General features: G+C 35.6%; 9 protein-coding genes. 7 read left to right on the plus strand and 2 right to left on the minus strand.

Going from position 1 to position 16,282, the window contains the following annotated elements:
* The first annotated feature begins 1 nt into the window (after position 1).
* The 3 genes from BCELL_RS09790 (at position 2) to odhB (ending at position 5,022) form a co-directional block, all read left to right on the plus strand.
* Complete coding sequence (locus BCELL_RS09790) at positions 2-664, plus strand: SOS response-associated peptidase (protein WP_013488555.1); 663 nt, start codon at positions 2-4, stop codon at positions 662-664.
* A 278-nt stretch (positions 665-942) separates the two neighbouring features.
* Entirely contained in the window at positions 943-3,774 is a 2,832-nt protein-coding gene (locus BCELL_RS09795; protein WP_013488556.1) for a 2-oxoglutarate dehydrogenase E1 component, read from the plus strand.
* An 18-nt stretch (positions 3,775-3,792) separates the two neighbouring features.
* Positions 3,793-5,022 carry a 2-oxoglutarate dehydrogenase complex dihydrolipoyllysine-residue succinyltransferase gene (gene odhB / locus BCELL_RS09800; RefSeq protein WP_013488557.1) on the plus strand — a complete coding sequence of 410 codons (1,230 nt, stop codon included), beginning with the start codon at positions 3,793-3,795 and terminating at the stop codon, positions 5,020-5,022.
* A gap of 479 nt (positions 5,023-5,501) precedes the next feature.
* Here odhB and BCELL_RS09805 read toward each other — a convergent pair whose 3' ends face one another.
* Complete coding sequence (locus tag BCELL_RS09805) at positions 5,502-6,083, minus strand: HD domain-containing protein (protein WP_013488558.1); 582 nt, start codon at positions 6,081-6,083, stop codon at positions 5,502-5,504.
* A gap of 148 nt (positions 6,084-6,231) precedes the next feature.
* Here BCELL_RS09805 and BCELL_RS09810 point away from each other — a divergent pair, with 148 nt between their 5' ends.
* On the plus strand, positions 6,232-6,960 hold the full coding sequence (locus BCELL_RS09810) for a ZIP family metal transporter (protein WP_041808204.1): 729 nt from the start codon (positions 6,232-6,234) through the stop codon (positions 6,958-6,960).
* A 45-nt stretch (positions 6,961-7,005) separates the two neighbouring features.
* A complete protein-coding gene (locus BCELL_RS09815) occupies positions 7,006-7,665 on the plus strand; it encodes a TVP38/TMEM64 family protein (RefSeq protein ID WP_013488560.1) in 660 nt (219 codons plus the stop codon).
* A gap of 76 nt (positions 7,666-7,741) precedes the next feature.
* Here the strand turns inward: BCELL_RS09815 and BCELL_RS09820 are convergent, their stop codons facing one another.
* Entirely contained in the window at positions 7,742-8,791 is a 1,050-nt protein-coding gene (locus tag BCELL_RS09820; RefSeq protein WP_013488561.1) for an FUSC family protein, read from the minus strand.
* A 256-nt stretch (positions 8,792-9,047) separates the two neighbouring features.
* Between BCELL_RS09820 and addB the strand changes: the two genes are divergently transcribed.
* Positions 9,048-12,563: a helicase-exonuclease AddAB subunit AddB gene (addB, locus tag BCELL_RS09825; protein WP_013488562.1), complete on the plus strand. Its 3,516-nt coding sequence runs from the start codon at positions 9,048-9,050 to the stop codon at positions 12,561-12,563.
* On the plus strand, positions 12,553-16,281 hold the full coding sequence (addA, locus tag BCELL_RS09830; RefSeq protein ID WP_013488563.1) for a helicase-exonuclease AddAB subunit AddA: 3,729 nt from the start codon (positions 12,553-12,555) through the stop codon (positions 16,279-16,281). Before addB ends, addA begins: the two co-directional genes overlap by 11 nt.
* Position 16,282: the final 1 nt, after the last annotated feature.

The raw sequence follows: 16,282 nt of genomic DNA on the forward strand, positions 1-16,282 counted from the left end.
TATGTGTGGAAGATTTACGTTATATGCTGATCCTGATTTCTTATTTGACTACTTTCAAATCGAAAATAGTGAAAGTTTATCAATTAATCCGAGATATAACATTGCTCCAAGTCAGCCTGTTTTTTCTTTAGTGAAAGGGCAATCAGGTGTTCGGGGTGGTTACATGAAATGGGGGCTTATTCCTTCATGGTCTAAGGATATAAGAATAGGTAACAAGATGATTAATGCGAGAGCAGAGACATTATTTAAAAAGCCGAGCTTTAAACATCTAGTTGGTAGGAGACATTGTGTAATAATTGCAAGTAGCTTCTATGAATGGAAGCTTCAAAATGGTATAAAACAGCCATACCTGATCAAGTATAACGATGATAGACCAATCATATTTGCCGGTTTATGGGATAGGTGGAAGGATAATCAAAACGAAGAAGTCATTAGTTGTACGATCATAACGACTGAAGCAAATGAGTCGATGCAGTCTATTCATCATCGAATGCCAGTTATTCTAAATAAAGACAACTATCAACATTGGTTACAAGCTTGTCATAGTAGTGACAAAGTAGTAGAGTTTTTAAAACCAATGAAGGAAGACTTAGTACTGACGTCCGTTTCTACATTAGTAAATAACCCGAAGAATGATTTTAAAGACTGTATCAATAGCCTTTAGCCGGTTCGTTAGAATTGTATCATACTATCAAAAGATGACTCAAAAGGTAAGAAGCAACCTTTTAAGTCATCTTTTTTCTTTGTATAAGTAGTGGATGAATGTTTAAACGATATACAAGTTAGGTATATAGGTAATAACGTTTTGTCATACAACTTTTAATAAATCATAGCATGAAAAAATAAATTAACTGTGTTTGTTTGAATGATAAAAGCATAAGAAATATAAGAGGTAATCAATATTTCATTTATTTCAGCTATTACATTGGAGGAATTATACAGATGACCAAGTATGACATTCAGTATGACAAAGGATGGGCACAGTTTGTCGGTCCAAACTTGGGCTATATGGAAGATCTTTATGACTTGTATAAAAAAGATAAAACACTAGTGCCAGAAAATATTCGGCTCTTTTTTGAAAAGTGGGGTGAACCCAATTATGTCGATAAATCGGAAACGTCGAGGCGCAATGGTGGAACAAAACATACATCTCAACTATCGTACGAGGAAATTGCAAATGCATTCACATTATCAGAAGGGATAAGAAGCAGGGGACATTTAATAGCAAATATTTCTCCACTAGAGGAAAGGGCAGTTGGTGAGGATTTTTCGTTGGATAAATATAACCTTACAGCTGAAATATTGCGCATTATACCAGCTAATATTATTTCTCCATTTGCTCCTCCTCAAGTAAAGAATGGTTATGAGGCAGTTGAACATTTGTTAAAAGTTTATACAGATACATTAGCTTTTGAAATTAATCAAGTTCAAAATATGGAAGAAAGAAACTGGCTTAAGGAGAAAATTGAGTCTAAGAGTTATCAACCGCATCTTTCTAAAAAGGATAAACGTTTTTTATTAGAACGATTAAACAAGGTGGAAGGATTTGAACACTTTCTCCATAAAAAATTTATTGGACAGAAGCGTTTTTCAATAGAAGGTTTAGATAGTATTGTTCCAATGTTAGATGATGCGGTTAAAGAGTCGGTACAAAATGGAACGGAAAATATTATGATCGGAATGGCGCATAGAGGTAGATTAAATGTTTTAGCACACGTACTTAGCAAACCTTATGAAATTATATTTTCAGAATTTCATGATGCACCAAATAAAGAGTTAGTACCGTCTGAGGGATCGATTGGAATAAATTATGGATGGACTGGAGATGTGAAATATCACTTAGGTGCAGATAAGGAAATAAAAGGAAATGCAAAGGGAGCAACGTTAACATTAGCAAATAACCCGAGCCATTTAGAATTTGTTAATCCTGTAGTAGAAGGCTTCACTAGAGCAGCACAAGATAATAGAGATAAGAAAGGATATGCAACACAGGATGTCACACATGCATTAGCCATATTAATCCATGGTGATGCTGCCTTTCCAGGACAGGGTATAGTTGCAGAGACTTTAAATTTAGGGAAACTGAAGGGGTATTCAACAGGAGGTACAATTCATATTATTGCAAACAATATTATCGGATTTACAACAATAAGTGAGGATTCTCGTTCAACGAATTATGCTAGTGACCTTGCTAAAGGGTTTGAAATTCCAATTATCCATGTAAATGCTGATGATCCTGAAGCCTGTTTAGCAGCAATTCACCTTGCTATACAATATCGAAATACATTTCATAAAGATATTATTATTGACTTAGTTGGATATAGAAGGTTTGGTCATAATGAAATGGATGAACCGCTAGTTACTCAACCAAAATTATACAAAAAGATAAAAAAACATGAGACAGTTTGTCAAATATATGAGAAAAAATTGAAAGAACAATCTGTTGTATCTGAAGACACGCTCCAATCTATGCGGGAAAAATATTTAGCTGAACTAGAGCAACACTTCAAAAAAGTGAAGGATGGAAAAAAATCTGAATTAAAAGAGGAAGACACTCTCCCACCGCCCCCTGTACAAAATAACTTAGACAATATAGATACAATGGTGAATGTAAAAGTTTTAAAGGATTTAAATGAACAGCTACTGGCAGTACCGAAGGGTTTTCGTGTATTTCCGAAGCTAAAGAAAATATTAGAGAGAAGACGTTATGTCTTTGAAAAAGACGAAACAATAGATTGGGCTCATTCCGAAGCGTTAGCATTTGCAACTATTATCCGGGATGGTACACCAATAAGATTAACAGGTCAGGACTCTGAAAGGGGCACCTTTTCACAAAGACATTTAGTACTTCATGACTATGAAAATGAGAAAATATATTCACCTTTACATGAGTTAAGAGAGGCCAATGCGTCATTTGATATTTACAATAGTCCATTATCGGAAGGCGCATGCGTAGGGTTTGAATATGGTTATAACGTGTATTCGCCTGAAACGTTAACGTTATGGGAGGCCCAATATGGAGACTTTGCAAATGGAGCACAAGTGTTGTTTGATCAGTTTATATCAGGTGGAAGAGCAAAGTGGGGTCAAAAATCAGGAATTGTATTTTTATTGCCACATGGGTATGAAGGCCAAGGCCCAGAACATTCCAGTGGGCGTTTAGAAAGGTTCCTTCAGCTAGCAGCAGAAAATAATTGGCATGTTGTTAACTTAACTCGTGCCAGTCAGTACTTTCACTTGCTTAGGCGTCAAGCTAAGCTTTTAGGGAAAGAAGAAGTGAGGCCGCTCGTTATTATGACTCCTAAAAGCTTGTTGAGAAATAAATTGTTATCTTCTTCAGCAGATGAGTTTATAAATGGAACGTTTAATCCGTTAATAATCGAGCAAGGAAAAAAAACAGTAAGTGAAAAGGTGAAGAAAATCATATTTTGCTCTGGAAAAATTGCGATAGATATAGAAGAACATATAAATAAACACAACAACATTGATTCTATCGTAGTAGCAAGAGTCGAAGAATTGTACCCTTTTCCAAAAGAAAAAATTATACCATTGACTAAGAAATACGGGAATGTTACTGAATGGATTTGGGTGCAAGAGGAACCAAAAAATATGGGGGCTTGGCATTACGTGCTTCCGCAGTTGAGACGTATCAAAGGAGATCATATCAGCATTCAATATATTGGTAGACGCCGTATGTCTAGTACGGCTGAAGGCGATGCGGCAATGCACAAGAAGGAACAGGAAAGAATAATCAATGAAGCTTTATATGATTAACGCGAAGGGGGTAAACGAATGATCGAGATAAAAGTACCTGAATTAGCGGAGTCTGTTAAAGAAGCGACAATTGCAGAGTGGCTAAAAAAAGAAGGGGAATCAGTTCAAAAAGGGGAAAATCTCGTTGAGTTGGAAACAGATAAAGTAAATATAGAAATTTCTGCAGAAGAGTCGGGTATTTTAAGCGAAACGCTTTGTGATGAAGGTGATACTGTTTTTGTAGGAGATGTTATAGCTAAAATGAATGTCGATGAAGAGACGTCATCGAAGAAGTTCGAGAATAATAAGAAAGATAAAGCTAAAGATGATCTATCATCCGATTTTTCACATGAACATGAAGAGAAAAAGAATTTTGAAAAGGATATTGATAAGGCACGTCCAATAGCTAGTCCTGCTGCGAGAAAGTATGCAAGAGAAAAAGGCATTGAATTGAATGAAATAACGCCAAAAGACCCGCTAGGTCGAGTAAGGAAAGATGATCTAAAAGAACTTGAAAATGAAAAAGATAACGATGAAATAAGCAATGACAAAGAGGAGGCCACTTCTAAAAAAATTGAACGGGTTCGTATGTCGAGACGGCGACAAACTATTGCAAAAAGGCTTGTAGAAGCACAACAAAATTCAGCAATGTTGACAACGTTTAATGAAGTTGATATGACAAAATTATTAAAGTTGAGAGATCGTAAAAAGGATGACTTCTATGAGGAAAATGGTGTAAAATTAGGATTTATGTCATTTTTTACTAAAGCGGTTATTGGCGCACTAAAAAAATATCCTTATGTTAATGCCGAAATAGAAGAGAACGAAATATTATTAAAGAAATTTTATGACATCGGTATAGCTGTTTCAACGGAAGAGGGCCTTGTTGTTCCTGTTGTTCGGGATGCAGATCACCTTGATTTTGCTGGTATTGAAAAGGAAGTGAATAGTTTAGCTGAAAAAGCACATGAAAAGAAATTAGATATCAATGATTTAACCGGAGGCACTTTTACAATTACAAATGGTGGTGTATTTGGCTCTTTATGGTCAACACCTATTTTGAACACACCTCAAGTAGGGATATTGGGAATGCATAAAATACAAATGCGCCCTGTTGCTATTGATGAAGAAAGATTTGAAAATAGGCCAATGATGTATATAGCACTTTCGTATGATCATAGAATTATTGATGGTAAAGATGCTGTAGGATTTTTAGTGAAAGTTAAGGAACTTATTGAGGACCCTGAATCTTTATTACTCCAAGGGTAATAATGAAAAGAGGATAGTACGAGGGGCACTGAAAAAGTGAAAATCATGATTGTATCGTGTATTAAAATTCATAAGCCTTAATTTAAGAACGATTTGATGAGCCTGGAGCAAGCGAGATAACTGTCTCTTCCTCTACAAGCATATGCCTTGGAGCGTATCCGTCGAGACAACTCGAAGCATTATCGACGAAGTAACGCTCGTTCCTGTGGGAAAAAAGGCAGGGGTGAGACCCCACAGACCGCAGGTCGAGGAGGCTCACCAGCCGCCCACGGAAAGCGAGCTTGCGCAGGGATCATCAATTCACAATATACAGAGCAACTTATAATAATAACTGATAATTATAGAATAAGTACTTTTTCAGTTCCCTTGATAGTACTCACAATTTAGTAGAAAGTGTGGTCGCGTAAGGTGAATCAAATGGTGGATTCCTTCTCCATTGATTCACCTTATTTTCATCGCTTTATGGACATGAATTGTATTTAGAAATCGTTTTGAAAAAGAGTAGTAATGTACTGTTCCATTACTTTAAATAATGGCGGTATTTCATCAAGATTACTTACTAACGCCCGATACATATTTTTGTAATACCATTCCTGATCTTTCTTCGTAGCACTAAAGGAAGACCAAAGTGAACTTCCTAATAACTCCTTAGCCTTTACCATCGAATGTAAATTATGTATTTTGTCAGCTAAAATAACATATTTTTGTTGTAAAGTAGCATACTTTGTTTTTTTAATTGATTCAGATTTTCTTTCAAACCAAGATTTACTTTTGTCCATTTCAGAAGCACCGATGACTAATTCAGATATCTTTTCACCAAATATATTTGTAATCTGTTCGACTGTCCCATCTGTATCTTCTATAACGTCATGAAGCAATATTGCAATGATAATATTCATTCTCTCCTCGTCTGAAAAAGAACTACCATGTAAATGAGTTTGCATGAATAAAGCGGCGGTATATGGGTGGGTAATATAAGGGGTACTATCGGTTTTCCTGTATTGCTTAGCGTGTGCATTTGTCGCAAAAATAACAGCTTCATCTATCAGTTTTAATTCCATTGCAGTTCACTCCTTTCCACTTAGTTAACTTTTTCTAGAAAGCTTTAAAAATTTCCTGCTTCTAACAAAATACTGAATAATAGATAAAAAGCTAGAATATCTATAGTAGAAGAAGTAGTAAGACAAGTTTAATAGAAAAGTTGGAGGCATTATGGAATTTATAACAGGAAGTGCAATTGCTGCAATTGCTACAGCTTTAGGAGCAATACCTGCACTATTATTTATTAGGGCCACACATCGATTTAGAGATATATTATTAGCATTTTGTGCTGGTGTAATGATGGCAGCAGCCGTTTTTGAACTTATTCCGGAAGCATTAAAACAAGCCGATATAAAAATTGTTGCTCTTGGTATATTGTTAGGAGTAGTATCGTTAACGTTGTTAGAACAAAATATTCCTCATATCGATCTAGATCATTCATCTAGCGCTATTCAAATAGATCAAAAATCAATGTTAATTATTGCAGCAATTTGTTTGCATAATCTACCTGAAGGGTTATCAGTAGGAGTTAGCTATGCTAGTGGGGTGGAAGGATTAGGCCCAATGATCGCTTTTGCAATTGGACTTCAGAATATGCCCGAAGGATTTCTAGTGGCATTATTTTTAATCCAACAGAATGTAAAAAAGCTATATGCATTTTTAATCGCCCTTCTCACAGGTATGCTAGAGTTCTTTGCTGCTATTATAGGATATATATTAACTAATTATGTTACTATTCTCATTCCAACTGGATTGTCATTTGCGGCTGGATCGATGCTATACATCGTTTATAAGGAGTTAATCCCAGAAAGTCATGGTGATGGCCACGCATTAAGTTCAACATATTCTTTTGTATTTGGCATGATCGGGATGCTCTGGCTAACGAGGTTGTTTTAGATAATGATAACGCTATATTGTAATGAGAAGAAGAGGTGTAGAAAAGTGAAATATATAACAGTATGTAAATTACTGATTTTCATTTTTATCATAATAATGATTTTTATTAATCAAAAATACTTTTACATTACTCCTAATAATATTCGTAATGCTATTATTGATTTTGGTATACTAGCACCTATTATTTTCATTATAGCTTTAGCAATTCGTCCATTTTCTCTCATACCAACATCGATTTTTTCTATTGCTGGGGGGCTTTCGTTCGGTCCAATACTCGGACCCATTGTGACTTTTATCGGGTCAGTAGCTGGTGCTATCCTCTCATTTCTAGCAGTAAGAAAACTTGGATATGGTCTCGGACAAACAAAAAGTGTTGGAAGGTGGGCAGATGTACAAATAAAAGTGGAGCATAATGCATTTCGATATGTGTTAGCGTTACGATTAATACCGATTATTAATTTTGATATTGTTAGTTATATAGCAGGAATCTCAAAGGTTTCATTTAATAAATACTTATCTGCAACAATGATAGGAATAATACCAGGAACATTAGCTTTTAATTTTCTAGGCGCTTCCCTCATAGAGAGCGGGTGGCACATGTTTTTTGCAATACTAATACTCGTGGTAATTGTCGTAATTATTTCATTATTTGTTATGAGAAAAGTAGATTGGCGCAACATTCAACTAACTTCAAGTGATAAATGAAGCAAAGCTTAATTCATTGCATTCTTCTTAAATAAAACCCCATTCTTTACTCAGGAATCCGACTCCTTTATAAAAACTACTTACCTACTAATTGTCGAAGTTCTTCGAGACTATCGTGTATCGATAATAGTTCGTAAAATACAATCGTTTTTTCATGAAAGTGGTGAAAATAAGCAGGATCCCTTCGGTGACCAGAGCTATATTCATATTTTAAATATTGATCTAATTCGTATATATTGTAAAAGTGGTCATCAGACATAGGAGCGTGTATATTTTCGATGATTGCAACTATTGATGCAGTCGTATCTACTAATAATTCTCGTTCAAACTCCGTAAAGTCGATCCATGATTTAATATATTGTAGGTTCCCCAAATGTAAAAGTATTTTCTGTATGATCATTAACTTCTTTTTTAGTTTAAAAAAGTGACGATAGTCGTAGTATTTCATCCGGTGATATCTCCACTCTGCTTTTTGGTACTTGACGAGTTCTTCAGTTTTATCAATATTAGACCTAAGAATTTGGTATGATTCAAGTGGGAGTTTACTATTATTTTCCTTTTTTGTACTGATGATTATTTCCATAGATTTCTTTAGAACTTTCGATATATGAAATTGATGCTCCTTTATTTGATCTGCAATAGTAGAAATATACTTTGGTGGAAATAGAAATATATTTACGAGAGTTGATACTGTTAATCCAATGGTTGTTGTTCCGACTCTAGTTAAAAAAGCTAACAAAAAGTGATCGTGTATATTTGGGATCATAGCAACTGCTGTTAAAGTAGCAACAAGCGTACCTTGCTCTAACTTTAATTTTTGACATAAGAAAATAGTTAATGTAGCAGCAAGTGCAAACGTAATGGCTGAATAGCCGAAAACAGAAACAAAAAAAACGGATAAGGCTGCACCAATTGCAGAAGCAGGTAACCTTATAACGCCCTTTTTAATAGATTCTGAAGCAGTTGGTTCTAAAGTAACAATGGCCGTAATGACCGCAAACACAGCTGAAACTTGAAAGGTAATACAAATGAGTGCAGTAAAAAATACAGCAACGCCAGTCTTTATAATTCTTTGACCAATCCATTTTTTCTTCGTAAAAAAGTTTAATAAATGATTAGATTCCATGATTTTTTCTCCTAATATCAATCATCATTAATATATAAATAAGTAAGTAACTCCTATATTTTATCACGTTCTGAAAATCTACAACAATAACGTCATTTTATGTAGTATTCTTATATAATTATTATAGCTTTATTGACTTACTTCCCTTACCATCACTTAACATCACTTAACATGTTTATAATCAACTAGATTTCAGCTAAAATAGAGAGAGATTAAAGAATGAAATCATTATATTAGTGATAAGAGGTGAGGCACTTTGTCTATTTCATTTATACTAGGTCGGACAGGCACTGGCAAAACAACGTACATGTTAAATAACATGATTGACGATGCAATTAAAGATCCACAAGGGGCAACGATAATATATCTCGTACCAGACCAAATGACATTTCAATCGGAGATGCAACTCGTACAATCAAAACAAAGAGGCATGACGAGAATTCAAGTTCTCAGTTTTTCAAGGCTAGCACTTAGGGTTTTACAAGAATTAGGAGGAATCACGAAGCAGCACATTCAGAAAACAGGTGTGCAAATGCTGATAAGAAAAATTGTCGAAACCGAGAAAAAAAGCTTTAAAGTATTTAGTAAAGCTTCTGATACAAACGGTTTTATAGACCAGCTAGAGCAGATGATAACGGAGTTAAAACGTTATGATGTTTCAGCGGATACGCTCACGGAACAGTATGAAGCTTTGGAGCAGCGAGAAAATAAACGTCCGAGTGAGCAAATTTTACAGGAAAAACTACACGATATAGGAATTGTTTATAACAATCTAGGTAAACACTTTAAGGATGAGTATGTCGGGGCTGAAGATTACTTACATTTATTATCAGAGAAAGTAGCCCATTCTAACTATTTAAAGCAATCACACATTTTCATAGATGGATTTCATAGTTTCACTCCTTTAGAAATGCTTGTCATTCAAGAATTAATGCTACATTGTACACATACTACATTTTCATTTACATTAGATAGACACTACGATACTGCTGAAGTATTAAATGAACTAGATCTATTTTTTGAAACAGCTAAGTCATATCAAACGATTCAAAATGTTTGTCGCGAACACAATTTGGAAGTGAACCGACCGTTCATTTTACAAATGTCCTTACGCTTCAAGTCTAAAGCAATTGCACATTTAGAAAAGAACTATGAGATACGCCCTTCTCCAGTCTACGAAACGAATGACGGGATTCGAGTCATTAGTGCTGTTCATAGACGGAGTGAAGTGGAAGGGATCGCTCGTGAAATTCTCCATTTAGTGAGAGATAAGTCTTATCGCTTTCAAGAAATAGTGTTGATACTAAGAAATATTACTGATTATACAGATTTACTACAAACAGTCTTTGAAGATTATGGGATACCTCTTTTTATGGACCAAAAGCGTTCGATGTTAAATCATCCTGTCATTGAGTTTATTCGCTCTTCATTAGAAGTCATCTACGGGAATTGGAGATACGAAGCAGTTTTCAGATGCCTTAAAACTGACATGTTATTTCCGCTTGAATCACATGTTAGTGAGATGAGAGAACGTGTCGATCAATTAGAAAATTATGTACTTTCCTACGGAATTAAAGGGGTACGCTGGTACGATAAGAAGCCATGGTCGTATCGTCGCGTGAAAACATCAGCTGATGGGGAGAGAAAAAGAACGACAGCTGAAGATGAGTTTGAACAAGAAATTAATCAATTACGAAATGAACTTACTAAACCGTTGATTTGGCTTCAAAAACAGATGAAAGCTTCTAAAACTGTCACGGAAAAATGTGAAACTATTTATCATTATTTAGTGATGTGCCAAATTCCTGAGAAAATTGAAAGAATGCGAAATGACTCCGTCGCGTCAGAGGAGTTACAACGTGCTAAGGAACATGATCAAGTATGGTCTGCAATTGTTGAACTACTGGATCAAATGGTAGAGATGGCAGGGGATGAGGACGTATCATCCGAATTGTATAAAAAAATGATCGATACAGGTGTAGAATCTATGAAATTTGCGATTATTCCACCTGCTATTGACCAGGTTATTGTAGCGGATATGGAGCACTCTCGTTTATCTAATATACGTTGTGCTTTTATTTTAGGTGTTAATGACGGAATAATCCCTGCTAAACCAGATGAAGGCAGTATCGTTACTGAAGAAGAACGGGATACGTTAGCTCAAGCAGGGATAAATTTAGCTCCGAGTAGTACACGACAGTTGCTTAATGAAACATTCCTCATGTATTTGGCGCAATCGACAGCATCCGAGTTACTGTATTTTACGTATCCTTTAGCAGATGAAGAAGGGAAAAGCTTACAGCCATCAATCGTATTAAAAAGAATTAAAGATTTTTTCCCATCTTTAGAAGAGGAATTGTGGTTTCATGAACCTACAGATATGACAGATGAGGAGCAGTTCTTTTTTATTAATGGGTCCGATAAAACACTGTCTTATTTAACTTTTGTACTACAGTCTTGGAAAAAGGGATATAGCATCCCTAGCTTTTGGTGGGATGTATATAATTGGTACGTAGCAAATGAAAATTGGAATTTTAAAGTAAAGCAAGTACTCCATAGTTTATTTTATAAAAATAAAGCACAACAGCTTTCTAAGCATACTAGTAAAGAATTGTATGGGGATCATTTAGTAACCAGTGTTTCAAGAATGGAGCAATATCAATCTTGTGCCTTTGCACAATTCGCAAACTACGGTCTTCGACTAAAAGAAAGAGAAACCTATAAGCTCGAAGCACCAGATGTAGGAACGTTATTCCATGCAGCTTTGAAGGAAATGGCTGATTATTTAAGGCGCAATGGGAAAGATTTTTCACAATTATCTAAAGAAGAGTGTTCTACTTTAGCAAAAAAAATAGTAGAGGAATTAGCACCGAAAATTCAAAGAGAAATATTATTAAGTTCGAATAAATATCATTATATTAAACAAAAACTTGAAGAGGTCGTTGCGAGAGCATCGCATGTTTTGGCAGAGCAATCCAGGTCTTCAGGATTTTCACCAATTGGTTTAGAGGTAGCCTTTGGAGAAAATCAAGATCTTCCTCCATTACAATTTCAACTTCAGAATGGTACTACGATGGAATTGGTAGGAAGAATTGACAGGGTTGATATGGCAGAAGGGAGAGATGGGCTTTACCTTCGTATAATAGATTATAAGTCTAGTGCAAAAAATATTGAACTAAGTGAAGTGTATTATGGTCTATCTCTTCAATTACTCATTTATTTAGATGTTGTTATTACTTTTTCTGAAAGGTGGCTTGGAGCAAAAGCTTCACCTGCTGGAGTACTTTATTTCCATGTGCACAACCCGATTATTCAAGCAAAGGAAAAGATGACAATAGAGCAGATTGAAACAGAACTTTTTAAGCAGTTTAAGATGAAGGGTCTTATAAGTGCAAATACTGAGGTTGCGCAACTAATGGATGAAAACATGATAGAAACTAAGAAATCTAATATCATTCCCGCACAGCTAAAAAATGACGGAGATTTTTCTAAAAACTCCTCCGTTATTCATGATGATCAATATGAAAACTTAAAAGGGTTTTTACGGAAAAAAGTGCAACAAATTGGACAAGCAATTACTGAAGGCGAAATTGGAATTACACCAATTAAAAATAAACAAAAAGTAGCATGCACGTATTGTGCTTTTTCATCATTATGTCAGTTTGATCCAACGATTGAGACAAATGACTATCATCGTATTTCTAAATTAAAAGATGAAGAAGTGTTATTAAAAATGAGTGAAGAAGGGGAGGGCGAGGAAGATGAAAATTAGCCCTAAACCAAAAGGTGCATACTGGACAGACGATCAATGGAAAGCAATAGATGCATCGGGCAACAACATATTAGTTGCAGCGGCAGCTGGAAGTGGAAAAACGGCTGTTTTAGTAGAAAGGATTATTAGGAAAATTGTGAATCATAATGTAGATGTAGATCAATTATTGATCGTTACGTTTACTAATGCTGCTGCTGCTGAAATGAGGCATCGCATTGGTGACGCTATTGAAAAGCAATTAAAGGATGATCCTACATCGTTACACTTAAGAAGACAGTTAACGTTATTAAATCGGGCAAACATATCTACGTTACATTCTTTTTGTATGAAAGTGGTTCGTCAATTTTATTATGTAGTCGATATAGATCCTAGCTTTAGGCTTCTTGACACTACAGAAGGTGAGTTAATTAGAGAAGAAATTCTTGAAGAATTATTTGAGGAAGAATACGGAAACGAAAATAATCATGAATTTTTCCATGTTGTTGATTCATATAGCGGTGATCGAAGTGATGAACCATTGCGACAATTAATTAGGAAATTGTATGATTTCTCAAGGTCACATCCAGATCCAAACGCATGGCTCGATGAACTAGTAAATACTTATAACCTTGAAAATACTTCAACGATAGAAGAACTTCCTTGGACTAAAGAATTAATGCAAGATGTTAAGTTACAGTTGCAAGGAGCTTTATACTGGATCGAAAAAGCGATGGACTTAACTCGTGAACCAAACGGACCAGCTAAATATAGTGAGACTTTTGAGGAAGACATTTTGTATATCGATAGTTTAATCCGGGCTTCTACTTGGGAGCAGTTATATGCTCGGTTTCAATCGGGAAGTTTTAAAACAATCAAGCGAATAACAAAAAAGGATCTAGTCGATGAAGAACTGAAGGAAAGAGCAAAATCATTAAGGGATCAAGCGAAAAAACAAGTGGAAGCTATAAAAAACGAGTTATTCACTAAAGAACCAGATAGCTTTTTGGAGGAATTGAAGGAAATGGCGCCTTCAGTTAAGACGATTGCTAGATTAATAAAGGCCTTTTCTGAGCGCTATTTAGAAGCGAAAAAAGAAAATGCCGTATTAGACTTCAATGACCTTGAACATTTTTGCCTAGCTATTTTAGCTGATGAGAGTGAAGATGGTCAATGGTCACCGACGCGAGCAGCTAGCGAGTTTCAAGATCATTTTGTAGAAGTACTTATTGATGAATATCAAGATACGAATCTAGTACAAGAAACGATTGTATCATTACTCTCTAAAGGGAATAATCGTTTTATGGTTGGAGATGTAAAACAAAGTATATATCGATTCCGTCTAGCAGAGCCAACACTGTTTTTAAATAAATATAAGGAATATAAAAAAGAAGGAGATTGTGAAGGTTGGCGTATTGATTTAGCGAAAAATTTCCGAAGTAGATGTGAAATTCTTGACGCTACTAATTATTTGTTTCGTCAAATGATGGATGAAACCGTCGGAGAAATTAATTATGACTCTGATGCTGAGCTTCGTTTAGGAAATGAAGATTATTTGGACCAAGACGGATTGGAAACAGAAGTTGCTATTATTAACAAAGGAAAGCCAATAACAGTAGAAGATCCTGGCGATACACAAGTAACACTAGAGGAAGATTTGGAAACGTCGCAAATGGAAACACGCTTTATCATTAAAGAAATAAAAAGGCTTATTAAGGAAAAGTACCCAGTATATGATAAAAATTTAAAAGCTACAAGGCCTGTTACGTATCGAGATATTGTTATTCTCATGCGTTCCATGCCATGGGCTGCGACGATGATGGATGAATGTAAACAGGAAGGAATCCCTATATACGCTGATTTATCTACTGGATACTTTGATGCTGTAGAGGTTCGCGTAATGATGTCGTTATTGAAGGTCATTGATAACCCTTATCAAGATGTAGCGGTTGCATCTGTATTGCGATCACCTATTTATCAGTTTAATGAGCAACAGCTAGCTCACGTTCGTATTATGGAACGGGATGGTGCGTATTACGATGCAATTAAGAAAACAGCGGAACAATCACCTGAAAAAGAAATATCGGAAAAAGCAAGACATTTTCTGCTTCACTTAGAAAGATGGCGCACTAAAGCACGCTCAGGGGCACTTTCTGATCTCATATGGGAGTTGTATCGTGAAACAGGTTATTATGACTACGTAGGTGGGATGCCTGGAGGAAAACAGCGTCAAGCAAATTTGCGAGCATTATATGATAGAGCTCGTGCGTACGAAGCAACTTCTTTTCGTGGACTATTTCGATTTTTACATTTCGTAGAAAGAATGCAAGAAAGAGGCGATGATTTAGGAGCTGCTAGAGCATTAGGTGAGCAAGAAGATGTTGTTAGAATTATGACAATTCATAAAAGTAAAGGCCTTGAATTCCCAATTGTATTTGTAGCAGGAGCGAATAAAAAATTTAACATGCAAGACCTCCGGGGCTCTTATTTACTTCATAAAGATTTAGGGTTTGGTTCAAAGTATATTGATCCAAAGCTAAGAGTTGCATATCCTTCTTTACCTCAGCTTGCTATAAAAAAAAGAATGCACTTAGAATCACTTGCTGAAGAAATGAGGGTACTTTACGTTGCGTTAACGAGAGCGAAAGAAAAGCTCTACTTAATTGGGACAGTTAATGAGGCAGAAAAGTCACTGCACAAATGGAAAGAATTTATGAATGAAAAGGAGTGGCTTCTTCCTGCTGTTGATCGTCAAAAAGGGAATTCGTATTTAGATTGGATAGGACCAGCTGTTTTAAGACATCACGCTGTTCAGCGTTCATTGTTTGGAGAAGAGCAATCAAATAGCATGGAAGAAGTACATGCTGATCCTTCGAAATGGTTCGTTTCTATTATTGAACAAGAAGATCTAAAGTTTTCAACTGAAGAAAAGATTATTTCTGATACAGGAATGAAAAGTTTAATTGCTAATTTTGAAAAAGTGCCTATACAATCAAGTGAAATTAACGATATTATTAATCGACTTGAATGGCGTTATCGATATAACAGTGCGGCCGTTTTTCAATCAAAGCAAACGGTAAGTGATTTAAAGAGACAGCAGTATAAAGATGAGTATAGTGGCAGTTTCTATAGTGATGGTTTTCAATCGAAGTATGCAGATCGACCTAAATTTTTACAGAAGGAAGCACTATCTTCAGCCGAAAGAGGTACGGTAATACACGCAGTCATGCAGCATATTTCTTTATCGCAAATACCTAGTGAAGACGACATAAACAAACATCTGTTTTATATGGTAGAAAATGAACTTCTAACAAAAGAACAAGCCAATGCAGTAAATATTGAAGAGGTACTATTATTTTTTGAGTCACCTATTGGTAAGAGGCTAATAAATGCGGAATGGGTTGAGCGAGAAATCCCCTTTAGTATCGGTATTGATGCCTCAAATGCATATACAGATTGGGGAGATTCTGAAGAAGAAACAGTTCTCATTCAAGGTGTGATTGATTGTGTATTCAAAGATGAACTCGGTGTTGTGTTACTTGATTATAAAACCGATGCAATTGAAAATAGATTTAGTGGGGGCTTTCAGGAGGCATATGCTACGTTAAAAGAGCGGTATAACACGCAAATGAAACTTTATATACAAGCTGTCGAAATGAGTTGGAATAAACCGGTTGACGAGGCTCATTTGTATTTTTTTGACGGTGGTTACTTATTAACGATGAAAGGGGGCGAATTGTAAA

Origin of the sequence: Evansella cellulosilytica DSM 2522, assembly GCF_000177235.2 — a bacterium.
In the GTDB taxonomy this organism is placed as follows: domain Bacteria; phylum Bacillota; class Bacilli; order Bacillales; family Salisediminibacteriaceae; genus Evansella; species Evansella cellulosilytica.

Excerpts from the sequence above, each read along its gene's own strand:
- BCELL_RS09805 (WP_013488558.1), bottom strand. The coding sequence starts at position 6,083 with ATGGAATTAAAACTGATAGATGAAGCTGTTATTTTTGCGACAAATGCA.
- addA (WP_013488563.1), top strand. The coding sequence starts at position 12,553 with ATGAAAATTAGCCCTAAACCAAAAGGTGCATACTGGACAGACGATCAA.
- BCELL_RS09795 (WP_013488556.1), top strand. The coding sequence starts at position 943 with ATGACCAAGTATGACATTCAGTATGACAAAGGATGGGCACAGTTTGTC.
- BCELL_RS09820 (WP_013488561.1), bottom strand. The coding sequence starts at position 8,791 with ATGGAATCTAATCATTTATTAAACTTTTTTACGAAGAAAAAATGGATT.
- odhB (WP_013488557.1), top strand. The coding sequence starts at position 3,793 with ATGATCGAGATAAAAGTACCTGAATTAGCGGAGTCTGTTAAAGAAGCG.
- BCELL_RS09790 (WP_013488555.1), top strand. The coding sequence starts at position 2 with ATGTGTGGAAGATTTACGTTATATGCTGATCCTGATTTCTTATTTGAC.